This is a genomic window from Rossellomorea vietnamensis (assembly GCF_008180415.1).
GTDB lineage: Bacteria > Bacillota > Bacilli > Bacillales > Bacillaceae_B > Rossellomorea > Rossellomorea vietnamensis_C.
Genome location: NZ_VTEI01000011.1, coordinates 22,197 through 48,326 on the forward strand (window position 1 = coordinate 22,197; position 26,130 = coordinate 48,326).

Sequence of the window (26,130 nt, forward strand, 5' to 3'; positions counted from 1 at the left end):
TTCATTATCGATATTAAGATTCTCTCTGCTGCTTACGGCGAGGGTTTTTAGAACGGCCTCTGGAAGAAGAGTAACCTTGTCTTCCTCCACCTTTGCCTCCGCGTGAAGAAGATCCTTTTTTGTAGTCACGGTTCCCACCGCCGCGTCCGCCTTTGTTCGGAAGAGGTCTTTCTTCCGAGATTTGGACTGGAGTGTCATCCGGCTCTTTAGTCATAAGACGAAGAGCTGCTGCTACGATTTCTACGCTGTCATGGTCTTCAAGAAGTTCTTTTGCCATACCGCGGTAGTTTTGCAATTCATTGGATTTCACTGTTTCGACCAGCTTTTCCATCGCAAGGCGCTGCTGACCTTCTAATGCTTCGTTGGAGCTAGGCGGCTTCATTTCCGTCATGCTCTTTTTCGTTGTTTTCTCAACAATGCGCAGGTAACCCATTTCTCTTGGTGTTACAAACGTCAGTGCCATTCCTTCTTTACCTGCACGTCCTGTACGTCCAATACGGTGAACGTAACTTTCAGGATCTTGAGGAATATCGAAGTTGTATACGTGAGTTACGCCTGAGATATCCAATCCACGAGCGGCAACATCTGTAGCTACAAGAACATCGATGCGGCCTTCTTTGAACTGGCGAAGAACTGTCATACGCTTCGCCTGGCTAAGATCACCATGAATACCTTCTGCAGAGTAGCCTCTTAGTGTCAATGCACGAGCCAGTTCATCAACACGGCGCTTTGTGCGTCCGAAGATGATTGCAAGCTCAGGTGATTGAACATCAAGCAGACGGGAAAGCACGTCGAACTTTTCTTTCTCATGAGCTTTCACGAAGTACTGCTCGATGTGCGGCACAGTCATTTCTTTCGATTTTACACTTACAGTTTCAGGATCAGTCATGAAGTTGTTCGCAATTTTACGGATTGGGCCAGGCATTGTAGCTGAGAACAATAGCGTTTGGCGGTTATCCGGTACATTCTTCAAGATTGATTCGATATCTTCGATGAATCCCATGTTAAGCATTTCATCTGCTTCATCCAACACAAGTGTGCTTACGCTTCCAAGCTTCAATGTTCTGCGGTTGATATGGTCAAGCATACGACCTGGTGTACCGACGATGATATGAGGGTTCTTTTTCATCGCACGGATTTGGCGCTGGATATCCTGTCCGCCGTATACAGCTAAAACGTTAATTCTTTTGTCTTGGCCGATTTTGTATAATTCCTCTGAAACCTGGATAGCCAATTCACGAGTAGGGGCAATGATAAGTCCTTGGATGTTCGGATTTTTAACATCGATCTTTTCTACCATCGGAATACCGAAAGCAGTTGTTTTACCAGTACCTGTCTGAGCCTGGCCGATGACATCCTTGCCTTCAAGCGCTAATGGAATCGCACCTGATTGGATTGGTGTAGCTTCTTCAAAGCCCATGCGGTTGACGGCCTTTAATGTACTAGAACTTAAGTTTAAATCTGAAAACTTTGTCAATTTCTCATTCTCCTTTTGTTTAGGACAGTTTTCGCATTATTTGTTGCACTTCGAACCCGGAATATTCCGGATTCCTGCAGACATCTGCTCTATTCCCTAAAGATCCTGAAGGGGAGCGAATGATACAAAGAAATATTTCCACTCTAATAGCAACAAAGCTCACGAAAAAAGCCTTGGTTATTGATGTATATATTATATTGACATGGTCTACATTTTCCTAAAGAGAACCCGGCTATAGTCTAAGCTCCCTTGCAATCAGGGACATGGATCTTACCGAGAATATATTTAATGTGAAAGCCGTGTTATCCTTATCGGCAAAGTATTTGGGACAATTACTACCCTACAAAAAAAATTACTCTTCTTAAAGAAGAGTTTGCACAAAAAAATGTGAACAATGTTATGGATATGTTACCACTAATAGAAAAGAATTTCAATTAAAGTAAAATTATCTTGCTATTCACTTTACTTGGCAAGGAATATTTTCACCTTTTCAAACAACTCTTCACTGTCGTCGCTGTGGCAGATCAGGTGCTTTGCTTCATCCGAAAAATATCTTTCTTTTTCTTTATATGTAATTTCTTCATACAAGAAATCTGCACTTTTCGGAGGGACGATGCCGTCTTTTTTTCCTTGCGCAATGAAAACCGGAACCTCAATTTCCTTCAGAAGGGGCTTCGCCATGAGCACTACTTTCCTGAATTGGTAGGTTGCCGATATAGGTGTATCTTTAATTTTTTTCTTATATCTTACATACAGCTCATTGTTGGTCAGCTCTCCCCGAAGAACGTCCTGAATCATATCCTTGATGTCTGCCAGAAGTTGTTTCGGGTTGACATAGTATGCAGCCGCGCTGAGGAGGACCAGCTTGCTGACGGGATATTTGACAGTCAGATAGCTTGCAATCAAACCGCCCATCGAAAAACCGATCACATACACTTCATCACATTCCTCTAACAAGAACTGCAATTCTTTTTCAGCATGGTCAATCCATTCGTCCGCCTTCTTGCCTCTCAGGTCGAGGGTTTCGCCGTGACCAGGAAGCGTCGGGACAGCAATCTTCCATTCTGTATGATGTTCCAGATATTGTGCAATAGGGTCTACTTCGTAAGGTCCACCTGTAAAACCATGTATAATTAAACATCCATTCATCATTATCACCGTTTTCAAGGTATTATATTTATAGCTGCTTAAATTATTTTTCCGCTCCAGGTGTCGAAACCTTCGGTGAGAGCCCCGGGCTTCAAGTAAAGGAAACCAAAGCTTCAGAAACAGGCGGCGAGTTTCTTTGTTCATATATAATTGTCTTCCGAAGATTGCGAGACTCTAAGTCAAAATATGGGCACAAATTGAACTATCGGGCTAATCTCATTTAAGCAGCTGCCGGTTCTTAACTCTTCTTTTAGGAGGCTTCTCCATGAACGCTATTTTGTTTGATCTCGACAGGACACTTCACGACCGTGACGCTTCGGTGCTGCAATTCCTGAAAGCGCAGCATCGATATTTAAACGAACTTCACCACTCTGCCATTCCTTACACTTATATTGACCGGTTCATTGAACTGGAGTGCAAGGGATATGTCTGGAAAGATAAGGTCTACACCATGCTTGCACAAGAGTTCAGTCTGCCTTTGACACCTGAAGAACTGCTTCATGAATATGTCACGAGCTTTCACCTGCACTGCCAGGAAATAGATGAAGCTTCTGCTCTCCTGGATTTTTTAAAAACAAAGGGATATAAAATTGGAATGGTCACCAATGGTATGACAGACATTCAAAATAAAACAATCGACTCCCTCGAAATCCGTTCCTACTTCGACACGATCATCATTTCTGAAGAAGCCGGCATCAAAAAGCCGGACCCTGCCATTTTTAAAAAAGCTGCCAAGGCGCTTGGAACTGCCCCTTCAGAATGCCTCTATATAGGTGACCATTATGAGAACGATATTCTTGCTGCACGCAAAGCCGGCATGAAAGCCGCCTGGCTCACGGAGGATGAAATTTTGGCAGGTGAACACGAAGCTGATTTGAAGATATCGTCCTTAGGTGAACTGAAGGGATATTTTTTAACTACATAAACCCTCTAAATTTTTATTCTGGGAGAGATGCCTGGCACAAAATGCAGATTCATGCCAGGCACTCCTGATCAGCCTTTAGTTTGTAAGCTGTTCAATGACTTCTTCCAGCTTCATTCCGCGGGAAGCTTTAAATAGGACAACCTCGCCACCCTGAAGGATGCTTTCCAATTTCTTAGTCAAAGCTTGTTTGTCTTCGAAAGAAAAGACTTTGTGTTCGCCGATGGATTCAGCCGCCCCTTTGGCCAAATGCTCTGAAAGGCTGCCAATTGTAAAGACGAGGTCAATCTTTCCGGTTTGGATCTCCCTACCGACTTCATAGTGGTAGGTTTCTTCATCCGGCCCTAGTTCGAGCATATCGCCGGCCACAAGGATTTTCTTGCTGAAGCCTTCCAGCCCGGATAGGAGATTGATGGCTGCTCTCATGGAGGTAGGGCTGGCATTATAAGCATCATTCAGAATCTTTTCTCCCTGCTTTCCTTCCAGCATTTCCATTCTCATTTGCGTAAGCTTAAGCTGTTTAAAAGCCGCTGGCATATCTTTGTATTCAACACCAAATTCTTTAGCGACCATCATGGCTGCAAGGGCGTTCATAACATTATGCTCTCCAAGCACCGGAAGTACGATCTCTGTTTGAGGGTCTCCGTTTACTCTGAACACACTTCCGGAATCTTTTGTTTTTACATCGATAGCATATAATGTATTCTGCTGTCCCGTTCCAAAGGTTTCTACCCTGAACGGCCATTCACTGTTGATTCTTTCTCTTAATAACGGCTCTTCTCCGTAATAGACAAAAAGGCCCTCTTCCTTTAACCCGCTGATAATTTCCAGTTTGGCTTTGGCAATCCCTTCTCTTGATCCGAGGTCCTCCAGGTGCGATTCCCCGATGTTCGTGATGATAGCTGCATCCGGACGCGCAATATCTGACAGTTTTTCGATCTCGCCAAATCCGCTCATTCCCATTTCCAGTACGGCAACCTCCGTGTCGTTTTCGAGATCAAGGATGGTCAATGGAAGGCCGATATGGCTGTTAAAGTTCCCTTGTGTCTTTTGAACCTTATACTTTAAGCTGAGCAGGTTGGCCACCATATCTTTAGTGGTCGTTTTCCCATTGCTTCCTGTAATCCCGACGACTTTAAGGCCCAGCTCATTGCGGTAAGCCGTGGACAGATTCTGCAATGCCTCCAGGCTGTCCTCCACTATAATGATCGGCAGTCCTTCTGGAGGATTCGGGACATCCTTTTCCCAAAGTGACGCACTCGCTCCGCTCTCAATAGCTCCTTCCACAAACTTATGGCCGTCCACTTTTTCGCCTTTAAAAGGGATGAACAGGTTTCCTCTTTCAATCTTCCTGGAATCAATGCACACCCCTTGAATCGCTACATCGTTAAATGCCGATACATCATTCTCTACTTTAATCATCTTGGCTAATTCGCCTAAAGACTTGTTTATCATTCCGACATCTCCCTTTCAATACGCCCATTTGCTTTTATTATAGGCTCTTTTTCCAACATTGTTACTCTTTAATATGTATAAAAGAAGAGAGCTGACCAGTAGATCGTCAGCCCTTCCTGCCTTACATGGTATGTTTGATGTTCTGCTTCTCAGCATGGCGTTCTTTTGCAAGCTGGACAAGGCGCTCGATCAATTCAGGATACTCGACTCCGCTGTGTTTCCAAAGGAGCGGGAACATACTGAAAGGAGTGAATCCAGGCATTGTGTTGACTTCGTTCATGTAAATCTGTCCGTCTTCTGTTAAAAAGAAATCGGCGCGTACCAAGCCGGAACAATCCAATGCCTTAAAGGAATCAACAGCAATGCGCTTCATATCTTCATAAACGTCATCCGGAATTTCTGCCGGGATGATAAGAGCTGTGTCTCCATCCTCATATTTCGCTTTATAATCATAGAAATCTTTTTTGGGAAGAATTTCACCTGGCACAGAGCATTCCGGTTCAGCGTTCCCCAAGACCCCAAGCTCAATTTCCCTTGCTTTGACACCCTGTTCAATGATAATCTTTCGGTCGAATTGGAAGGCTTCTTTGAATGCAAGGATAAGTTCTTCACGGGAAGAGGCCTTGCTGATGCCGACAGATGATCCAAGGTTGGCCGGCTTGACGAAACAAGGATAGCCGATTTCTTTTTCCACATCCAGATAAGCGGCTTCAGGGTCGCTTTCCCACGTTTTCTTTAAGTACCAGACATAATTCACTTGAGGAATTCCAGCCTGGGCATACAGGTTTTTCATGATGACTTTATCCATCCCCGCTGCTGAAGCCAGGACACCGTTTCCTACATAAGGAAGGTTCAAAAGCTCAAGCATTCCCTGCACCGTGCCGTCTTCACCATTCGGGCCATGAAGAAGCGGAAGAATGACATCAAATGTGCCCTCTTCACTTTCTGACGGGCTTAAGGTTGTACTTAGAGCATTGGGAGCAATCGCTTCTCCCTCGGTGAATGCCAGTTCCTGTGCATTTTCAATAGGCCCTTGAAGCTGAGGCCCTTTGACCCACTGGCCTTCTTCTGAAATATAAATAGGGTGGATATCGTATTTATCATTATCAAGTGCGCCAATTACAGCTTTTGCTGTCTGTAGTGAGACCTGGTGCTCAGCTGATTTGCCGCCGTATAGTAAACAGATTTTCGTTTTCATAGTATAGCCTCCAATGAAGAAGTAAGATGTTTCTATTTTATCACTTTCGCATAAAAGCGGAAGAAGGATTATATAGGAAAAGCAAAATAAGTGTTGGGCTGATTCCTTCTGAATGAATTTTTGAGCCGCTTAACCTTATCAATATTAAACTATGTATTAAGAAGAATGTCCTGCCACCTTCTATTCAGGCGCATGTAAAATATACCCTCCATACACTCCCCGTCAAACATGATTATTATGGAGGAAGAGTGCGAGGGCTATTCATCAAATCACTTAACCCATTAACGCACTGAAAGGGACAGTCCCCTTCGGTGCGTTAATGGGTTAAAGATTCGACATTTTCCCTTATATTTCGGGTGGTGACTGTCACCGCACCACCAGGACTGGTCTATCGGCTTTTTGAACAACTTTATGGCACACACTTCCGAGCATAAGCTCCTGAATGGCGTTTAAGCCCCTGCTTCCTATGACAATCATATCCACGTTTTCCTTTTGTGAACAGAGCATGATTTCTTCGGCCGGATCACCTTTAGTGAGGTTGACAGAGTAGGCCAGTTCCGCTTTTTCAAAAATGTTGCATACTGGCTTTAACTTCTCTTCCCGTTCTCTCTGCCTTGCTCCGGGATTCATACAGAGCCAGGCATCGCGCTTGGATGCTTCATGGTCGATAACATGCACAATCATCAATTTATATTCCGTGCCGCCCTTTAGTAAAGTTACAACATGCTCTGCTGCTTTGCTTGCATGCGGCGATCCGTCAGATGCCAGCAGTATCGATTTCAACCTCAACACCTCTTTTAATTTTTATTCTATCAGAGGAATACCTTTACAGCAGTATCCTTTCGGCCCAATTTTTTGTCTTTTTTCAGCAAACTTTGTTATATAATATGTCTTTTTTCCTGGGTTTTTGTCTCAAAGGGAGTTTTGTCTCTATGGTGGAGGAATCCCGCTGCTCATCTTATTGAGACGGTACTGCTGATTTTCCGCTTCACAGGTGCGAAGCTCTTCGGGACGGCTGGTAAGCATCTCAGTGTCGTCAGTTTAAGGCCCGGCAGACAAATTTTCAAAGCGAAAATTACTCCGCAGGGCTGGACGCTTCAATAGGAAAACAACAACGCTCATTAACAAAGCCTAAAATAAAGGGAGAAATTCCCCTTATTCAAGAAACTCGCACCCAAAACAGCTTAAATAGAGGGAGAAATTACCTCTATTTGCTTAAAAAACGGAAAAATGGTTCATTTCACTTTGGTTAAGGGGAATATTTCCCCTTATTTTAATTAGGCTCTTTTCGGAAACTTTGTTGCTATTTGATACTACTCTCCAAAAAATACTCCTATTACGAAGATGAAATCTGGTACTTCCCAATTTAGAGTTAAAACTCTTAGTATACAGGGAAAAATCAGGTTCTTGGGATTTTTCCGAAAGCAACAATATATACGAAAACAGCCTTTCATTATGCTTGGTTACTCATTTATAACTTTTGCTGACTCACCCACTTCGCACTTAGACTCACTCCATGCGATAAGAAGGAAATTTGCCAATCCGTAGACCAATAAAAAAACGCACCGTGAATTCACGGTGCGCTCTACCTTTAATGTTTCCTCGTTATTCGCAGAAAAACATCTATTAATGTCCAGAAAGCTTAGCGCCTTCCTTATTATGGACAGCTAGTTTATCTATAAGATTTGAGCTTGCCTCGTTCATGCCTTTCAGCGTGACCACAGCACCTGACGCCCTCAATTTGAGAACAATCCGGTCAATGGCATTGACACCCGAATCATCCCAGATATGAGCTTTGGAAAGATCAATTTCAACCTTCTCAACTTTTTCATTGTAATCGAATGAAGCAATCAGGTCTGTTACTGAAGCAAAGAAAATCTGTCCGGTAACCTGGTACACTTTTTTCCCTGTCTGTTTCTCAAAAAATGAATGAACATGTACTTCAGAGATTTTCGCAGCAAAGAAAATCGCGCTTAGGATAATCCCTGCAAAGACACCTTTGGACAAGTCATGAGTAAAGACTACAACCGAAACGGTTACCACCATGACCAGCGAATCCGTGATAGGAGCTTTCTTCAGGGACTTCAATGAACCCCAGTCAAAGGTACCGACCGATACCATGATCATGACACCGACCAGTGCAGCCATCGGAATTTGTACCACTAGGTCTCCAAGAACCAAGATCAGGAACATCAGGAACACACCCGCTACTAATGCAGATAAACGTCCGCGTCCGCCTGATTTAACGTTGATGACGGACTGGCCGATCATAGCACAGCCTGCCATACCGCCGAAGAAGCCAGCGACGATGTTTGCCATCCCCTGTCCTTTACTTTCCTGGTTCTTATCACTTGCCGTGTCTGTCATATCATCGACAATCGAAGCGGTTAATAAAGATTCAAGAAGCCCGACCATCGCTAATGCAATCGAATAAGGGAAAATGATTGCCAGCGTTTCAAGATTGAACGGAATTTCCGGCACTAAGAATATCGGCAGGGACCTAGTCAACTCTCCCATATCGCCAACGGTTTTGACACCCAAGCCGCCAAAGATGACAATCATCGAGATGACGATGATAGCAATCAGCGGCGATGGAACAGCTTTTGTAAATCTAGGCAGAATATAAATAATGGCAAGCGCACCTGCAATCAGCGCGTACACCAGCATTCCTTCATGTAAAAAGTGAGGAACCTGAGCCATAAAGATCAGGATAGCCAGAGCATTTACGAAACCAACCATCACAGAACGAGGGATAAATTTCATAAATCTCCCCAGCTTGAAAACGCCAAAAAGAATCTGAAGGACCCCAGTTAAAATTGTCGCAGCAAAAAGGTATTGAAGCCCATGATCAGCGACTAACGTAACCATCAGCAGCGCCATCGCACCGGTCGCAGCTGAAATCATTCCAGGGCGTCCACCGACAAAAGCAATTACAACGGCAATACAGAAGGAAGCATACAGTCCTACCATCGGATCGACACCCGCAATGATGGAAAATGCGATCGCTTCCGGAATTAAAGCCAAGGCAACGACGATACCGGCAAGGACATCTCCTCTGATATTGCCAAACCATTCAGTTTTATAGTTTTTGAACAAAACCTGCACCTCTTTCCATGCTCTTTTACGCACCTGTTATTTGCAAGGATACAACGGTTCCTTCAGCCCTCACGAAAAAACTTCTTCATCAATCAGGAAAGTTTCCATATGCAGCAGCAAATGATACGAAAATAGCACTCTATTTATTATTTTTCTTTTCCCGTAGAAAAGACACCGACCAAAACATGAGTTATCATACCTTCAATCGGGCAACTTCACAAGGGGTTATGTAAGCGGTAATTTTGTATATATCCTTCAGATATCTTCAATTTTCTTCTATATTCACCTTTATTTAAAGAAAATATTTTTTACAGAAGTTTAATTATTCAGAATGAAATTAAGTTTTTGAAGCCTTATCTTTACAATGGAAGTGAGTAATTTTGCTATCCTATTGAAAGGAGGTTTTCAATATGAGCTCAAATGCACCTATACATACGAAATTTTACTACGGCTGGGTCATTGTCGCCATAGCTGGAATGGCCGTCTTTTTCTCAGGGCCCGGCCAAACTTATTCTGTTTCTGTATTCATCGACCGGTATATTGAAGATTTCGGCTGGAGCCGCTCTCAGGTTTCTTCTATTTATTCTGCTGCTACTTTGCTTTCCGGATTATGTATGTTTTTTGTAGGCTGGTTCATCGACCGGTTTGGGCAGAGGAAAATGTTCGTATTTGTCGGGATCGGACTTGCCCTTGCCTGCCTGCTGAACAGTATGGTGGCGAATCTCACTATGCTTTTCATCGGTTTTTTCCTAATCAGGCTGTTTGGCCAAGGTTCGCTTACGTTAATTCCAAACACCCTTGTTCCACAATGGTTTATTTTGAAGCGCGGTAAAGCGTTGAGTTTTATGGCAATCGGAGGTTTTGCAAGTTCAGCTGCAATCCCTCCTGTCAACGCGTGGCTCGTGGCTCAATATGGCTGGAGCTTCACGTGGACCATCTGGGCCATACTGCTTCTTATCGTGTTCACGCCACTGGCGCTGTTCTTTGTGCGAAATAAACCAGAAGATATTGGTCTTCTTCCTGATGGAAGGCAGGTCAGGGCTGACAACCTGGACGAAGAGGAAGAAGAACTAGAAGATAACTGGACATTCGAGGAGGCAGTGAAGACGAAAGCATTTTGGCTGCTGTTATTCTGTGTGAGCATTCCAGCGCTGGTCAACACCGGCATTACCTTCCACCTCATCTCCATCTTCAAGTGGAATGACCTTTCAGCAGGTTCTGCCGCCATCGTACTTAGCCTGATGGCCCTTGTCGGCTTCCCTGTCACGCTGTTTGCCGGAAGGGTCCTGGATAAAGTGAAAGTCAACTACGTACTTGCCGGGATCTTCCTTGGAGAAATTATCTTCATCCTGTTCTTGTTTGTTACCAAAACACCTTGGCTGGCAATCGTTTTCGGCATCCTTTGGGGAATCAGCGGAGGGTTCGAAAGGATTGCACTGACCTATATTTGGCCGAGTTACTACGGCCGATTAGCACTCGGCCGCATTAAAGGAACTGCGACAACTGTAATGGTACTTGGCTCCGCTTTCGGTCCGCTGCCTTTCGGTTTTGCCTACGATACCTTCAATGGCTATTCTGAAATCCTGCTGCTGACGCTGATACTGCCCGCGATAGGTATCGTGTTCTCCCTGCTCGCAAAAAAGCCCGAGAGAGAAACCGTCTGATGCTGAGACAAGTCGCGGCAACTCCAAGAGCTGTATACCTCCATTGCGTAAAAATACTATCTCTTTGAACAAGGCTCTTTTCCAGACGAGCAGCAAAGTTGAAACAAAGCGCTGAACTCAAAAAATCCCTGTACAGATAAAATGTACAGGGATTTTTCATTTCTTTATTAGCACTTAGGGACGAAAGAGGCACCAACAATGATCAACAGGATGAACAACACGACGATCAATACAAAGTCCCCATATCCACGGGCTGGAGCCACAGGTGCACAATAACCATAAGATGGCGAAGTATACGCCGGAGAAACAGCTGTAGGAGCCATATTGACATTAGCCCCCATTACAGGTGCTGCATTTACATTTCCATACATTTCTTTGTCACTTCCTTATAGGGCATATTTATCACTAACTATCATACTCCGCATAACCGGATTATGAGCCCGTCAACCCAAAAATTGGGTGAATGACTCGATTAAGTGAACAGCCCTTTATTCAGGTAAGCACGATGGCGAGTGCAGGATAATGAACTCTTGTTATGATGGATAACGATGTGCTGCTTGAATTTCCTGTCCCTCTGTACAGTTCCATATTGTTCTAAGTTGGTAAAAGACGGCCTGGTCACTAAATTTGCCAAATAGGCCGGCTGATTGCTATCCGGATTTCTGACCTCGTTTAAAAATTCAATGATTTTTTCAGAAGAGCTTATCCCGAATCCATGCCCAAAAAATTGGCCGTCTTCCAGCACAACCGCATTCACCCCTCTGTACCAGGGGTTTTCTGCACTGTAGTCTGGATTATTAAAATATACAACATCCCCGGGCAAGTAATGATCACCGTAGAGAGTATTGACTCCCAGATCCGGGTCGGCATGCCAGCTGTATAAATAAATGTCTTGAAAAAGTGAATCAAAAGCTGATGGGCTGATGCTTTTCAAGACAGCGTGATAAAAGATGATTACACAAGCTGTTGCACATTCGAACGCATAGAGCGCACTGTTTCTGTAAATATCCCGGACCGCTTCAGAGGGTCTCACACCCTGCCGGAGCCTGAATCCGCCCGCAGCCGTCAAATCCCAATAGGCCGGATTACAAGCAGCATACTGAAAGGTCGTGAATACCACTTTGCTCTCGCTCATTTCCTTTGCACTCTCTATAATATTCCCGCGGGTCTTCAATTCGAATAAAAGGTCCTTCATTGAAGGGTAAGAATAAACGGTTTTAGCATCAAGGATTTTCTTCGCAATCTCTTCTTCGATAGTTCCCAAATTCAATGAGCCAACCTGCTGGATCTGCCTTCCTGCTACTCTAATCATGAAATACCCCATCCCCAGCTTAAAGATTTTGTTACTACCTATCCTATTCTTGCTGAGTGGTAAACATGTGATTTATATTCAAAAGCGGAAGCGCCTTGTCCAGCCCCGACAGGCAAATGTTCCAAAGAGAAAAAAAGGCGCTCTATCCTTTTATTCTCTTTGGGTTATTTGACCCCGAGGGGCTAAGCGCTGCAGCTGGACGGATCAAAAGCGGAAGCGCCTTGTCCAGCCCCTACAGGCAAATGCTCCAAAGAGAAAAAAAGGCGCTCTATCCTTTTATTCTCTTTGGGTTATTTGACCCCGAGGGGCTAAGCGCTGCAGCTGGACGGATCAAAAGCGGAAGCGCCTTGTCCAGCCCCGACAGGCAAATGTTCCAAAGAGAAAAAAAGGCGCTCTATCCTTTTATTCTCTTTGGGTTATTTGACCCCGAGGGGCTAGGCGCTGCAGCTGGACGGATCAAAAGCGGAAGCGCCTTGTCCAGCCCCGACAGGCAAATGTTCCAAAGAGAAAAAAAGGCGCTCTATCCTTTTATTCTCTTTGGGTTATTGATTACGAGGGGCTGAGTCCGTTCCAGTGGGTACGGCCTAAGGCGCTGCAGCTGGATGTGGGTCGTGAGGGTGCTGGAATAAATTCACAGGCAAACAAAGAGGACGAAACCTATTATGGCTCCATCCCTGATTGGAAATATATTCTTTCAAAACCCTTTCTCCAGACCACTTATGTACCTCAACACGCAGCCTATCCTATTCTCTGCAGAATCATTTTTATAAAGGGGTACAAATCTCTATATAATGTCCGTCAGGGTCTTCAACGTAGGCAACCACTTGGCCCCAAGGTTTTTCTGCAGGCTCCAGGAGAACAGTTACCCCTTCCTCCCTCAGCTGTTCAACGATTTCCTGGACATCCTTTGTGACCAGGCCGATTTCAAAAGTCTGTTCCTTCCGTTTCTTGTCCGGTATCGGCAATCCCGTGATCTCCCTCCCCGATTCTCTGGTATTAAAAGAAAGGGTCGTTCCGCCTGTTTCCAGCTCTATGTACGTCCCTGCCTCCATTTTGATAGGAAGGCCAAGAAGGTCTCTGTAAAAGTGGATGGTGTTATTCAGATCTTCTACATACAAAATGATATAGCCCAGTTTAAGGTTCATCATGATCCTCCTTTTAATGTGTTCTTCTCATTATTCGATTTCCACAACGGAATTCCTTTTAAAAAGGCTCTTTTCAGGAACTATTTTGCCATTTGTATTAATCTTTGGAAAATTTATTTTCAATCACTAGAGACATCCCTTTAGGCAAGTAGAAAAGGGATGTTCTCCTCTTTCAGAAAGGGAATTTTCTTTAGAGACAGGGCCAGATATGGTTAAATATAAGTAGAATCAATTATCTGATAATAGAAGCTGGGAGAGATAGAAAAATGATCAAAGGACCAAAAGTGACATTGAGAATGGTCGAACCGGAAGACCTGCCCGAGTTATTCAAGCTGATTTACGGTGAAGATGGTACTCTGCCCGAATGGAAAAACTGGGATGCTCCTTACTTTCCTTTCAGCAGGCCAAACTATAAATCTTACATAAAAGGGACTGCCAAAAAGATCAAAGAAGGCAGAGACAATCAGAGAATGGCCATCCTGGTTGATGACACACTCATCGGCACTGTCAATTATTATTGGGAAAATCAAGATACCAAGTGGCTTGAAGCTGGTATCGGGATATACCGCCCGGACTATTGGAATGGCGGATATGGAACTGAAGCTCTGGCCATGTGGGTAGAACACCTTTTCCAGACACTCGATATTCCTCGTGTCGGCATCACCACGTGGTCGGGTAACGAGCGGATGATGAAAGCTGCGGAGAAAGTCGGCATGATCCTTGAAGGACGTCTAAGAAAATGCCGGTATTATAATGGAGAATATTACGATTCTATCCGGATGGGCATTCTCCGCGAAGAATGGGAAGAGAAGAAGCCTGAGTTTTTGAGGGTGTGATTCTGGGGCTGGATTGAGCCAGGCTCATTTCCTGCCTTTTGAACCTGGCTCATTTCCTGCTTTTTGAGCCTGGCTCATTTTCCGCTTTTTGAGCCTGGCTCATTTTCTGCTTTTTGAGCCTGGCTCATTTTCCGCTTTTTGAGCCTGGCTCATTTTCCGCTTTTTGAGCCTGGCTCATTTTCCGCTTTTTGAGCCTGGCTCATTTCCTGCTTTTTGAGCCTGGCTCATTTCCTGCTTTTTGAGCCTGGCTCATTTTCTGCTTTTTGAGCCTGGCTCATTTTCCGCTTTTTGAGCCTGGCTCATTTYCTGCTTTTTGAGCCTGGCTCATTTTCYGCTTTTTGAGCCTGGCTCATTTTCCGCTTTTTGAGCCTGGCTCATTTCCTGCTTTTTGAGCCTGGCTCATTTCCTGCTTTTTGAGCCTGGCTCATTTTCTGCTTTTTGAGCCTGGCTCATTTTCCGCTTTTTGAGCCTGGCTCATTTCCTGCTTTTTGAGCCTGGCTCATTTCCTGCTTTTTGAGCCTGGCTCATTTTGTTAGCACTTCTCCCTGTAATGCTTTAAAACCCAAAAGGGACTGTCCCTTTTCGCGCACTAAGCATCAAAGAAACCAGATTAAGCACTGATGCTTAATCTGGTTTCTTAGTTGATATGAAGGCTCCATTCTTTGGCCTTTTTGTCAAAGACGAAGTAGGCGTAAGGCTGTTTGGCTGAACGCACCTGATAGTCTTCGTACATGGAGTCCATATGCATATAGTCTCCCATTACCCACATCGGGATCTTGAGGCTCGCTCTCCCTTTGACCGTCTTTTCAAGAGAGATGGCGACTCCTTCTTTAATCTTTTCCTTTATTGTATAAATCACTTCTGTTGGAATTGGCGGAAGACCGGTAATCTTTTGGCTGGGCAGCAGGCGTTTTAGCGACTTCTCCCCTTTTTGATGCAGCAGTTTACCCGGGATGGAGTTACCCAACATTTGGTAAAAGTCATTTGTATAGCGGTAATAAACTTTATTGAACCAGCCATCGTCATGAGCAAGATAGACGAAACGGTTGTTCAGTTTTGAATAAAAAGGAGAATTAAGGCTCTGCTTGGTGTGTCCCAGATAAAGGATTTCAGCGAGTTCCTGTCCGCTCAGCTGATCCAGGCCATCCACTTCCTCAAAATCGATCCAGCAGAAATCCCCGTAACTGTATATATTGTCTCCAGCTAATTTACTGACCTCTTTCTTATTTGTATACTCCATCATTGTATTCATATTAAAAGAGCCATGATCGAATTGGTGCTTGATCATCAGCAGATGATTGAGGGGGTTCGGAAGATTCTGTGAAAAGTCCCGAAACTCCAAACCGTAAGACATCACATATTGGAGCGCTTCATTTTGATGTACATAGATGACGTCTTTGAAATTGCCATTTTGTTTCAGTTGTACCACTTCCCTTATTCTGGAATCCGAGTTCATACCGTTAATTTTATCAAACTTTGGCGAAAATAATATTTTATTATCATTACATTTTTCTAATCCGGTTTATGATTATAATAGAAAATGTAACCTTTACTGAAAAGAGGTCGAATCATGTCTAAAACATTGCCTCAAGACCAGCTCACTCTGCTAATAATCAAAGCTCTTAAAGATGGCAGAAAAAAGGATCTGCAGCGGATCTTAGAAGAGCTGCAGCCGTATGATATGGCTTCTATATATACAAGTCTCCCCGAAGAACACCAGGTTCGCTTTCTCTTACAATTAACCATACCCGTTCTGGCGGATATGATTCAGGAACTATCTCCAGAAGAGCAGTTTTCTGCACTGCAAAAGGTTGGAAAGGAACGATCCGGCAAGGTTCTGGATGACATGGATAATGATGATATTGCTTCTTTGCTCGATAACATGTCACCTGGGAGAGTTGAACAATTCCTCTCCGGCATGACGAAAGAAGAGTCTTTGATCGTCCAGGACATAATGACTTACCCGCCGGAAACAGCAGGCCGACTGATGACAAACCGGTTTGTCTGGATCCGGAACTATTATTCTGTCAAAGAAGCAGTTGAAAAATTAAAGTCTTTCGCTGATTTTGCGGAAACTATCAACTATTTGTATGTGGTTGATGAAGAACGGAAATTGGTCGGTGTCGTGTCCTATAGAGACCTGCTCCTGGCCGAACCCGAGCACATGATCAAAGACATCATGTATACCCGGGTCATTTCCATTGGACTTGAATCCGACCAGGAAGAAGCTGCGAGACTGATTGAACGGTATGACTTTCTGGCCATTCCAGTTATTGATGAAGATGGGGTCTTAAAAGGAATCATTACATTTGATGACATCCTCGACGTGGTCATCCAGGAAGCAAATGAAGATATTGAAAAATTATCAGCTTCCGGTAAAGCCATTGATTTTGATACCAAATCTCATGTCGCGGCTTACCGGCGGCTGCCGTGGCTGATCCTGCTTCTATTTATCGGCTTGGTTTCCGGGAGCATCATCGCTTCTTTTGAAGAGACCTTATCTCAGGCTGTGGCTCTCGCCTTTTTCATGCCGATGATTGCCGGAATGACCGGCAACACAGGGACACAATCCTTGGCTGTAGTGGTCCGCGGACTTGCCTCCCGTGATATTGATACGAAAACCGTGATAAAGTTGATCGGCCGTGAATTCTGGGTTGCTATAATTATCGGCATTACCTGTTCTCTGTTGATTGCTGCGATAGCGTTTGTGTGGCAGGGCAGTTTGATATTGGGGTTTGTTGTGGGTGCGTCCCTCTTGCTAACCCTGATTATCGGGACGATGGCCGGTACCGTAATCCCTTTGATACTATACAAGTTAAAAGTGGATCCCGCTGTCGCCTCCGGACCTCTGATTACGACTATCAATGACATCCTGTCTCTGTTAATTTACTTTGGCATTGCTTCGTTCTTTATTAAATCATTGAAGTAGCCATCCTTTTTCGCACTGTGTATATTTTACACAGTGCTTTGTTTGTTATGAGGGGCCGTTAGATGGGGAGCCCTTGGGTAACTGTATTTGGGTTTTGCGGGCCATTGAGATGGCGATTCCCCCTGGATAACGGACCGTATCGGGACTTTGCGGGCCATTGAGATGGTCATTCCCCCTGGATAACGGACCGCATCGGGACTTTGCGGGCCAGTGAGATGGCCACTCCCCTTGGATAACAGACTGCATCGGGACTTTGCGGGCCAGTGAGGTCGTTATTCCCCCTAGATAACGGGCCTATGAAGCCCGGCTGCCATGTAAGTCTCATTTCTTAACTCTCACCTCACCCCCAAGAGAGGCTGGGCCTGACATACTCCAGAACAGAACCTCTGTGCCGAAAGCTTTAAAATTCTATTTTCGGGTAATAGAAACACAGACTGAGACAAAGTTCATACTGAAATTCCTGCTAACTGATCATTGTTCATATAAACTATCTTTGTTAGAGTTAATTGGGAACTGAGCCTTTAAGCGCAGTATGATTTTACAGGGGCAGGAGTCCGGGTTGTCCTGAACCTCTCTATGTTCCACCCAAAATTTTACTAACCGAAAACATTTTCAAATTTCACGTACTTACATTAAACTGTATTATAGAATTCAATTAGAAATTTAGGTGAATGCAAATGGAAACCCGACAGCGTTTTTCAGATAAAATCGATTGGGGATTAATTTTTTTATTGTTTCTTTTTTTCATTGTCAGTGTCATTGCCATCAGCAGCGCCCAGACTTCCGGCCAGTACGCCGGCTACAACTTTGTACTAAGGCAGGCCTTCTGGTATGTCGTCGGGTTTATTCTTATCGGGTTCGCCCTTCTGTTTGATCCGGATCAATATAAAAGACTGGCCTGGTATGCTTATGGCTTCGGACTGTTTTTACTTACTATATTAATCATCGCTCCATCAAGCATAGCACCTCTAAGAAATGGTGCGAAAAGCTGGTTTGAACTGCCCGGCATCGGCTCTATCCAGCCTTCTGAATTCATGAAAACCTTTTTGATTCTTGCCATCGCAAGGGTGATCAGCAGCCACCATGAGGATAACCCAAAGAAAACAATCAAAAGTGATTTCATATTACTCATGAAAATTGGTGTCGTTGCGCTAGTCCCTCTCGGATTGATCATGCAGCAGCCCGACTTAGGGACCTCTCTCGTAATCATTGCGATTGTCAGCGGATTGATTTTGGTCTCAGGGATCACATGGAAATTGATTGTTCCTATTTTTACAGGGGCCGCTGCCATCGGAGGATCGATTCTTGCTTTGGTCGTGTATGCTCCCCAGATCCTGGAGAAGTATCTCAACGTCCAGCCTTATCAGTTCGGCCGGATCTATTCATGGCTTGATCCTTACAATTATCAAAAACAAGAAGGGTATCACCTGGTCAACTCCCTGAAAGCCATTGGGTCCGGACAGGTATTCGGAAAAGGCTACCAGGATAAGCAGGTGTATATCCCTGAGAACCATACCGATTTCATCTTTAGTGTCATCGGGGAAGAATTCGGATTCATCGGCGCGAGCATCGTCATCAGCTTGTTCTTCCTGTTAATCTATCATTTGACGAAAACGGCACTTGATATTAAAGAGCCTTTCAGCGCTTATGTGTGTGCAGGTGTCATCAGCATGATCACCTTCCACGTATTCCAGAATATCGGCATGACGATTCAGCTTCTGCCGATTACAGGTATCCCCCTTCCTTTCATCAGTTATGGAGGGAGCGCGTTAATGGGGAACATGCTCGCTCTTGGTTTGGTGTTCAGCATGAGGTTTTACCATAAAAATTATATGTTTTCTTCTGACGATTCTTAAAGTTTTCCCTGAAAGGTTTCCTTTCGCAAGGGAAGTGTGTATAATACTCTACAACAATAATAAGTTCGATGACAAAGAGAGTAATTTTGAGGCCAGAACTTCAGAGAACCGGGGATGGTGGGAGCCCGGTGTTCCCCTTAAAATGAAGCGCACTTTGGAGAAGCATATCTGAACCATTCAGTAGGGTATGCCGGGTACATCCCGTTATCTGATGAGCTGCCCTGTTTGGGGAAGAAGAGTGGTACCGCGGGAAACCCGTCTCTATTTTTAGAGACGGGTTTTTTTGTATCCTCAGAAACTCTCTTGTCATCCAACACTCACTATTACCGGAGGTGGAAACCATGAATTTAAATGACTTTTATGCCGGCCTGCTGGAACAGCACCTGGACGGCGGCATGAGCAAAGAAGAGATTAAAGGAGTAATTGAAACACCGAAGTTTTCCCACCAGGGAGACCTTTCGTTTCCTTGTTTTCAACTGGCGAAAAAGAAAAAGCAGTCTCCTGCAGCTATCGCAGGCGGTTTAGCAGATTCCCTCAACAGCTCTTTTTTGGTAAAAGCAGAGGCTGCTGGACCGTATGTAAACATCTTTTTCAACGGAAAAACGACAGGAGCCGAAATTATGAAGGAAATTCTGGCTCAGGGTGACGAATTTGGCAGACACCACTTTGGAAAAAACAAGGTTATCACCATCGATATGTCTTCACCCAATATCGCAAAGCCATTTTCGATGGGGCACCTGCGTTCAACCGTCATCGGCAATTCGATTGCTTTAATAGCAGAAAAATGCGGCTATGAAACCGTAAAAATCAATTATATCGGAGATTGGGGCACACAATTCGGGAAGTTGATCACTGCTTACAAAAAATGGGGAGATGAGAATAAGGTTAAAGAGAATCCGATCCCTGAGCTTTTCAGTCTCTATAAAAAATTTCATGAAGAAGCTGAAAATGATCCCTCCCTTAATGACCAGGGAAGAAAAGCGTTTAAACAATTGGAAGATGGCAATCCCGAAACAGTCGAGCTTTGGACTTGGTTCAAAGATGAATCGCTATCCGCCTTCCAGGAAATCTACAATCTGCTTGGTGTCTCCTTTGACTCTTACCATGGCGAATCTTTTTATAATGACAAGATGGAAGCCGCGGTGGAACTGATCAAAGAGAAAGGACTTCTCGAAACATCAGATGGTGCAGAGGTTGTCCGGCTTGACGATGAAGGCCTGCCTCCATCCCTCATAAAAAAATCGGATGGAGCGACCCTCTATGCGACCCGGGATATCGCTGCTGCCCTTTATAGAAAAAAGACCTATGACTTCTCCCACGCCCTTTATGTAGTCGGCCAGGAGCAGACAATTCATTTCCGCCAGTTGTTTGCGGTAATGAAAAAACTCGAAATGCCATGGGCTGATGAAATGGTTCATGTCCCGTTCGGCCTGTTCCTTCAGGGTGGCAAAAAGATGTCTACAAGAAAAGGAAGAGTCACACTCCTTGAGGAGGTATTGAAGGAAGCCATCAGCATGGCCCTTAGCAATATCAAAGAGAAAAACCCAGGACTCGAGGATGCTGAGAGAATCGCACGTGAGGTAGGTACCGGCGCTGTCATTTTTCATGATCTTAAAAATGACCGGATGAATGATGTGGAGTTTTCATTGGAGGATATGCTTACCTTCGAGGGTGAAACCGGTCCATATGTTCAATATACACATGCTAGAGCTCAATCACTGCTGAGAAAAGCGGGAGACCTGCAACAGAAAGACTTCTCCGGCCTGGAAGACCCGGAAAGCTGGGAGCTGATTAAAACGCTGAACAAATATCCGGAGATTGTGGAAGAAGCTTATAAGAACTACTCCCCGTCCATTGTCGCAAAATATATATTATCTGTCAGCAAAGCCTTCAATAAGTACTATGGAAAAACCAGGATTCTGGAGGAAAATGAAGAGTTATCTTCACGTCTATTGCTGGTGAAATCTGTCACCGAGATCCTTCGTGACGGATTGAGTCTTTTAGGCATTAAAGCTCCAGCGAAAATGTAGGTTGTCGATATTTCCCGAGAAATTTTTTTCTTTATTTAAATATGTATGGAACTTTAAAAGCAGGAATCTTAAAAGGACTCCTGCTTTTTGGAGGGCACTGAAAAAGTCCAACAAAGACTTTTAATTGCAAATCTTGCCTTTCCCTCAAGATAACTGGCTCCGCTGATGGGCGCCTGATGTAGAGGTCTTATAACGAAAGCAGCCTGTCATTTCATTAGTTGGGTACCCAGCGGAATAAATAAGGGAACTTTTTTCTCTTAATCGTCAATCCAAGCTCAATCCAGGGTGAATAGAGGAACTTTTTTCTCTTATATGATAAAAAGGCACATATTTATAGTGTATTAAGTTAAATAAGGGAATCTTCTTCCCCTATTTTAGCTTTTTTTGATGTTTTTTAGTAACTAAGGGAACTTTTTTCCTCTAAATACTGAGCCATATAGGAAAGTCCTATCGGTCACTGGCTTGAGTCTGCATCTTTATTTAGACTAGTTGAAAAAGACCATGGCCCCGACAGGCAAATGTGCCCAAATGATACTTTGCAAATGAAAAAAGCCAACTTTTCTTCCTACTTAAGGAAGGGTAGTTGACTTTCTCTTTGTTCCTAACGAGTAAATTTAAAATTCTCTAGATTTTCAGTGCCCTAGCTTTTTACTGTATCACTTTAGAGACTAACGCTTATCATGAGATTTCATAATTCGATATTCAGTACAGTAAATCAAAAAGCCCCAGCTGCAAGTATACATACTTGCAGGCTGGGGCTGCAGATACTGCCTGTACTATGAATATTCGATACGTCCCAACACCCTCGCAAAGAATAGACCGAGGAGGAATGTAATGACACTTGCGATAATAAGGCCAGTGCTTTCAGGGACCCCTGGATAAATAACAACGATGGATCCAATGACAAGCCCGATGATGAGCGCATAGGTCGCTGATGAATACTTTTCCAGGAAGAACTTGATTACTTTACTCATGACAACGATTCCGAAAAGAATTCCAAGTCCAACGACAAAAATGATATCGAGTTGGAAATTAGAAATCCCGCTGATTACTGTGGAATACACACCAATGATCAACAAAATGAAAGAACCGCTGATACCCGGCAGAATCATTGCGGCACTTGCGATGAAGCCGGAGAAAAACAGCATGATATATGTTCCTGCCGTGATTTCTTGAATCACAGCGGTTTCTTCCGATTTGAAGAATACCATGGATGCTACGATAATAGCCCCAATCACCAGCAGCACATAATGGGCCGGTTTAAAGTTGTATTTCATCTCTGACTTCTTAGCCAGGTAAGGGATTACTCCGATAATCAACCCCATGAATAGAAATTGGGTCGGTGCAGGATAGTGTTCAAAAAGCCATTCAATAACGCGCGCCAGCAGGAGAATGGCGGTAACCACTCCTATACCGAGAGGAACCAAAAACCTTAAGTGAGTTTTCCATTCTTTACTGAAAATTCCGTTTATGGCCGCTATTAAACGGTCATAGAATCCGAGCATGACAGCGATCGTTCCACCGCTCACCCCAGGAATCACATCACTTGCGCCCATAATCATACCTCTATATATATTTTTCCATTCCCACATTCTATGGTCTCCTTTGTTCTTCTAAACTTTTAATTTTAAAACTTGTTCCATGTCCTACCATATTTTATCATCATTATAGATAATTTTCTATTCATGAATTATTCACCTGCTGCCAGCAGAAAACTAAAAAGCAATTCAGTTTAGGTCCTTAACTGAATCGCTCCAAAATCATTCTGCTCTATCTTTTTTCTCTTCCTCTCCAACGATGAAAGGAATATGGTGTTTCATTATTTCCATTCTGGTTGGTGTTTCCGTATAGACCTCCCCGTCCATGTCGATGTTTTGGTTAGGTGAAGTGCTTATCGATGCACTCTGTGCTTGAAAGTGCAGGATATCTCCGCTTTTCTCATTCAGCTTACCGGTGCCTTTGGCTGCCAGCAATTCTTTTAACAGCTTGAATCCAGCTTCCTTGATAATGAATATATCAACAAAGCCGTCATTATATTTCTGAGGGGGCAAGGGAAGTTCACTGGTACCGATGAACCGTCCATTGGCTACAAACACCATGACTGCCTCTTCTTCAACAGCCTGTCCATCAATTTCTGCTTGAAAAGTAAAGACTTTCGCTTCCTGCAAAGTCTGAAACGCACTGAGATAATAGCTCAGCTTTCCGAATACGCCTTTTACAGCCTTATTAACATTTCGGGAAGCATCCGCGATGATTCCTATTCCCCAGAAGTTAGAAAAATACCGATCGTTTGCTTTGACGATATCAATGTCTTCCGTTGCTCCATGCTTGACCAGCTGTGCAGCCTGCTTTATATCCTGAGGGATCCTTAGTGAACGGCTGAAGTCATTGCATGTCCCCGCTGGAAGAATCGCTGTTTTCGGCCTGACCGGGAGCTCCGCCAATCCATTGATGCATTCATGGACGGTCCCATCTCCGCCCAAGATGATGAGGAGATCGTAGCTGCCCCCTTTCTCCCGGCACACCCGTTCTGCATCTGATTTATCTTTCGTGCCGTAGAGCGTCAATTCATCGCAGCAAGAAGACAGCTCACCTATGCAGTTCCCCAAGGTGGCATCCATGTCTTCCTGACCAGCTTTTCCATTATAGATAAGTAAAGCATTTTTATACCGATTCATATAAACTTCAGCCCCTAACTGATTAGACTCCTATACTGTTAAACATACCACTTTTACTCAATAAAAAAACACCTAACAAAATGTTAGATGCGGGTCAGGCTGTATTCGAATCATCTCGGGGAACCGTTTTCATGGCTTTGGAAGCAAAGGCCAGCCTTCCTTTGATATAAGATTGCGGATCGTAGGCTATGTTTTCATTTCTAATCCTCGAAATCTCTACCTCTGCAAAGGTGCCAAGGGCCCGGCATATGTTATCCAATGCCATTTTAAGCGCCTGCGGGTCATTTGCCAGCTTTCTGTTCATACATTGGTATGAAAGTTCATCTGCCTTCCGTCTGATCCCTTTAAGCGTCTCAACATCAAACATGGATTCAGTCATATTCTTCCCTCCCCTTCCTTATAAGATTATATCGAAAGAAAGGATTGATTATGCCTGTCCCACATTTCATTTTTACGAATCATGCGACAATGTTTTCGGCAAAGGCTGCAGGCTTTTCAGTGATTGAAAGACTTCCATCCTGGATTTGGTCTTTGTAATGTTAACACCGACTTTCGAGAGCTTCGAAACGATTTTCTTCATCCGTTCATTTTCGTTTGCCACTTTGTACACCCTCTCATAAAATTGTCTCTATTGATAATACGAATGAAACCAGGATTGGTTTCATTTCTTTCCGAAACTTTTAATTCCATTTTATATTACCACTTCAAAACCTTTTTAACCTTATTTTGAATATTTTTTAACTTTTTTCTTTTCTTTTTCTTCCTTTAAGATTTGGTGCACTAAACCTTTTGGTTAAAGGACTGATACAGGGCCCGCTTTCCGATCCTGTGTGAATGGGAAGGCTGGATTCATGGGGTTCTCTCTATATCTAAATTTGATAACTTCTTACGGCATGACTTTTGATTTTCATGTTGTTTAAACACGATCTTTACTGCATCAAACCCTCTTCACGAACGCTTTCATGCTGTTGAAACGCGCCTTTTACTACACCGAATTTCTGGGGGAAATCCTAAAAAACCTTCCCGCTTAAATCTTCTGACACCAGCATTTATTTATTAAAATGCCCACATAAATAATGAGGAATTAGACAACATAAGTATCATGAAAACTAAAATTCTTTCCATTGTCGTCCTGTTGTCTTTCGCTTTTGGGTTAATTGCTCCGACTATCTCTCACGCAGCTGATGTCTATAATGTACAGAGAGGGGATACTCTTTGGAAAATTTCCAAGAAGTATCAAATCGGGCTTTCTGAAATCATCAATGCGAATACTCAAATTCAGAATCCTGACCTTATTTACCCTGGACAGAAGATCTCCATCCCGAATAAAGATGCCGTCAAAGGGATTGAAGGTGAAGTCATCAAGCTTACGAATCAGGAACGTGCCAAGAATGGCCTTTCCCCTCTTCGTGCTGATTGGCAGCTTTCAAGGGTGGCGCGTTACAAATCAGCAGACATGAGAGATAAAGGGTATTTTTCACATACGAGCCCAACGTATGGATCTCCGTTTAACATGATGAAAAGTTTCAATATCAACTACCGCGCCGCAGCTGAAAACATTGCCGCCGGCCAGCCTAGTGCACAATCAGTGGTACAGGCCTGGATGGAAAGCCCCGGCCACAGAAAAAATATTTTGACACCAAGCTATACTCATATCGGTGTCGGATATGTAAAGGGCGGATCCTACGGGTCCTACTGGACGCAGATGTTCATTCAAAAATAAGGAGCTGTACAAACAGAGCTGTCGTATATGCAGCTCTGTTTGTTTTTGTCCTAAATATCTCCTCGGGGCATATATATGTAGTAAAAACCTGGGGAGGAGATAATTTGAAAAGATTGCTAATGCTCTTGGGGTGTATACTAACTTGTCTCGCCATTCCCCTGACAACCGCCTTTGCAGATGATCCTATCATCAAAAGTATCGATGAAAAACTGGAGATGTCTGATCACTATTATCAAAAAGGTTCTGCCGGTGTTACAGATTTCATTGATCTCACCATGGAAGTTGCTATTAACCAAGATGAGGTGGAAACGCAGAAGGTAAAGATGGTTTTTGTGAAGTATAAAATTGACCGTGACACTATTTTTCATTTTAATAAGCAGGAGATATTTTACTATAGTCTCGATAATGATGTGCTGCTTCAAAATGATGCTGTCCTCGGAAACGGGGAATCCAAGGAGTTTATCGCTGCCCATCATGATGATTACCGCAAACAAATAAGTCCCGGATCATTGGCTTTGATCCTCACTCTCATCTTTGCCGCAGTTCTTGTTTTCCCTTATGTAATTTTCCTTGTCCAGAGAAATACTCCTTCAGATGAACGTTACCACTATGATCTGTAACAGCTGGATCCCGATAGATTTTGTAGGATCAATATAGAAT

At 43.8% G+C, this 26,130-nt stretch carries 23 protein-coding genes and 1 other annotated feature; of the genes, 9 read left to right on the top strand and 14 right to left on the bottom strand.

Translation table 11 applies throughout. From position 1 onward, the window contains the following. Positions 1-13 precede the first annotated feature (13 nt). Positions 14-1,477, bottom strand: coding sequence for a DEAD/DEAH box helicase (locus FZC78_RS17385; protein ID WP_148941374.1), 1,464 nt, complete (start codon positions 1,475-1,477; stop codon positions 14-16). Between the two features lie 462 nt (positions 1,478-1,939). Further along, a complete protein-coding gene (locus FZC78_RS17390; protein ID WP_148941431.1) occupies positions 1,940-2,626 on the bottom strand; it encodes an alpha/beta hydrolase in 687 nt (228 codons plus the stop codon). 265 nt (positions 2,627-2,891) lie between these two features. Here FZC78_RS17390 and FZC78_RS17395 point away from each other — a divergent pair, with 265 nt between their 5' ends. Next, complete coding sequence (locus tag FZC78_RS17395; RefSeq protein ID WP_148941375.1) at positions 2,892-3,551, top strand: HAD family hydrolase; 660 nt, start codon at positions 2,892-2,894, stop codon at positions 3,549-3,551. Between the two features lie 75 nt (positions 3,552-3,626). On the opposite strand, the gene FZC78_RS17400 is transcribed toward FZC78_RS17395, so the two are convergent. From FZC78_RS17400 to FZC78_RS17415, 4 genes are all read right to left on the bottom strand, one after another. After that, positions 3,627-5,003, bottom strand: a complete 1,377-nt coding sequence (locus tag FZC78_RS17400) for a UDP-N-acetylmuramoyl-tripeptide--D-alanyl-D-alanine ligase (protein ID WP_148941376.1) — start codon at positions 5,001-5,003, stop codon at positions 3,627-3,629. Positions 5,004-5,124: 121 nt separating this feature from the next. Next, positions 5,125-6,201, bottom strand: coding sequence for a D-alanine--D-alanine ligase (locus tag FZC78_RS17405; protein WP_148941377.1), 1,077 nt, complete (start codon positions 6,199-6,201; stop codon positions 5,125-5,127). A gap of 366 nt (positions 6,202-6,567) precedes the next feature. Beyond that, positions 6,568-6,984 carry a universal stress protein gene (locus FZC78_RS17410; RefSeq protein WP_187444984.1) on the bottom strand — a complete coding sequence of 139 codons (417 nt, stop codon included), beginning with the start codon at positions 6,982-6,984 and terminating at the stop codon, positions 6,568-6,570. An 843-nt stretch (positions 6,985-7,827) separates the two neighbouring features. After that, the gene (locus FZC78_RS17415) at positions 7,828-9,306 is read right to left on the bottom strand and encodes a SulP family inorganic anion transporter (protein WP_148941379.1); all 1,479 of its coding nucleotides are present in this window, start codon (positions 9,304-9,306) and stop codon (positions 7,828-7,830) included. A gap of 401 nt (positions 9,307-9,707) precedes the next feature. Between FZC78_RS17415 and FZC78_RS17420 the strand changes: the two genes are divergently transcribed. After that, on the top strand, positions 9,708-10,961 hold the full coding sequence (locus FZC78_RS17420; RefSeq protein ID WP_148941380.1) for an MFS transporter: 1,254 nt from the start codon (positions 9,708-9,710) through the stop codon (positions 10,959-10,961). 167 nt (positions 10,962-11,128) lie between these two features. On the opposite strand, the gene FZC78_RS24895 is transcribed toward FZC78_RS17420, so the two are convergent. Both FZC78_RS24895 and FZC78_RS17430 read right to left on the bottom strand, forming a co-directional pair. Beyond that, complete coding sequence (locus tag FZC78_RS24895) at positions 11,129-11,284, bottom strand: YjcZ family sporulation protein (RefSeq protein WP_397541142.1); 156 nt, start codon at positions 11,282-11,284, stop codon at positions 11,129-11,131. A 149-nt stretch (positions 11,285-11,433) separates the two neighbouring features. Then, positions 11,434-12,273: a protein-glutamine gamma-glutamyltransferase gene (locus tag FZC78_RS17430; protein ID WP_187444985.1), complete on the bottom strand. Its 840-nt coding sequence runs from the start codon at positions 12,271-12,273 to the stop codon at positions 11,434-11,436. 95 nt (positions 12,274-12,368) lie between these two features. Between FZC78_RS17430 and FZC78_RS23785 the strand changes: the two genes are divergently transcribed. Beyond that, positions 12,369-12,836: a hypothetical protein gene (locus tag FZC78_RS23785; protein ID WP_187444994.1), complete on the top strand. Its 468-nt coding sequence runs from the start codon at positions 12,369-12,371 to the stop codon at positions 12,834-12,836. A gap of 201 nt (positions 12,837-13,037) precedes the next feature. On the opposite strand, the gene FZC78_RS17440 is transcribed toward FZC78_RS23785, so the two are convergent. Further along, positions 13,038-13,418, bottom strand: a complete 381-nt coding sequence (locus tag FZC78_RS17440) for a VOC family protein (RefSeq protein ID WP_148941433.1) — start codon at positions 13,416-13,418, stop codon at positions 13,038-13,040. Between the two features lie 266 nt (positions 13,419-13,684). Between FZC78_RS17440 and FZC78_RS17445 the strand changes: the two genes are divergently transcribed. After that, positions 13,685-14,254: a GNAT family N-acetyltransferase gene (locus FZC78_RS17445; RefSeq protein WP_148941382.1), complete on the top strand. Its 570-nt coding sequence runs from the start codon at positions 13,685-13,687 to the stop codon at positions 14,252-14,254. Positions 14,255-14,891: 637 nt separating this feature from the next. Here the strand turns inward: FZC78_RS17445 and FZC78_RS17450 are convergent. After that, positions 14,892-15,683 carry a hypothetical protein gene (locus FZC78_RS17450; protein ID WP_252183663.1) on the bottom strand — a complete coding sequence of 264 codons (792 nt, stop codon included), beginning with the start codon at positions 15,681-15,683 and terminating at the stop codon, positions 14,892-14,894. Between the two features lie 141 nt (positions 15,684-15,824). On the opposite strand from FZC78_RS17450, the gene mgtE reads away from it, so the two are divergent. The 3 genes from mgtE (at position 15,825) to argS (ending at position 21,069) form a co-directional block, all read left to right on the top strand. Beyond that, positions 15,825-17,183, top strand: coding sequence for a magnesium transporter (mgtE, locus tag FZC78_RS17455; protein ID WP_148941384.1), 1,359 nt, complete (start codon positions 15,825-15,827; stop codon positions 17,181-17,183). A 677-nt stretch (positions 17,184-17,860) separates the two neighbouring features. Next, positions 17,861-19,039 carry an FtsW/RodA/SpoVE family cell cycle protein gene (locus FZC78_RS17460; protein WP_187444986.1) on the top strand — a complete coding sequence of 393 codons (1,179 nt, stop codon included), beginning with the start codon at positions 17,861-17,863 and terminating at the stop codon, positions 19,037-19,039. A gap of 59 nt (positions 19,040-19,098) precedes the next feature. Beyond that, positions 19,099-19,305 (top strand) — a binding site (T-box leader). Positions 19,306-19,380: 75 nt separating this feature from the next. Next, entirely contained in the window at positions 19,381-21,069 is a 1,689-nt protein-coding gene (gene argS, locus FZC78_RS17465; RefSeq protein ID WP_148941386.1) for an arginine--tRNA ligase, read from the top strand. Positions 21,070-21,845: 776 nt separating this feature from the next. On the opposite strand, the gene FZC78_RS17470 is transcribed toward argS, so the two are convergent. The 4 genes from FZC78_RS17470 to FZC78_RS23790 form a co-directional block, all read right to left on the bottom strand. Further along, positions 21,846-22,661 carry a DUF368 domain-containing protein gene (locus tag FZC78_RS17470; protein ID WP_187444987.1) on the bottom strand — a complete coding sequence of 272 codons (816 nt, stop codon included), beginning with the start codon at positions 22,659-22,661 and terminating at the stop codon, positions 21,846-21,848. Between the two features lie 168 nt (positions 22,662-22,829). Further along, a complete protein-coding gene (locus FZC78_RS17475; RefSeq protein WP_148941387.1) occupies positions 22,830-23,747 on the bottom strand; it encodes a diacylglycerol/lipid kinase family protein in 918 nt (305 codons plus the stop codon). 94 nt (positions 23,748-23,841) lie between these two features. Next, complete coding sequence (locus FZC78_RS17480) at positions 23,842-24,126, bottom strand: hypothetical protein (RefSeq protein ID WP_252183664.1); 285 nt, start codon at positions 24,124-24,126, stop codon at positions 23,842-23,844. 72 nt (positions 24,127-24,198) lie between these two features. Then, positions 24,199-24,348, bottom strand: a complete 150-nt coding sequence (locus tag FZC78_RS23790; RefSeq protein WP_187442897.1) for an Lmo0850 family protein — start codon at positions 24,346-24,348, stop codon at positions 24,199-24,201. A 501-nt stretch (positions 24,349-24,849) separates the two neighbouring features. Here FZC78_RS23790 and safA point away from each other — a divergent pair. Further along, positions 24,850-25,470 (top strand): SafA/ExsA family spore coat assembly protein, encoded by a 621-nt coding sequence (safA, locus tag FZC78_RS17485; RefSeq protein ID WP_148941388.1) that lies wholly within the window; start codon positions 24,850-24,852, stop codon positions 25,468-25,470. A gap of 104 nt (positions 25,471-25,574) precedes the next feature. Beyond that, positions 25,575-26,090, top strand: a complete 516-nt coding sequence (locus tag FZC78_RS17490; RefSeq protein ID WP_148941389.1) for a hypothetical protein — start codon at positions 25,575-25,577, stop codon at positions 26,088-26,090. Positions 26,091-26,130 lie beyond the last annotated feature (40 nt).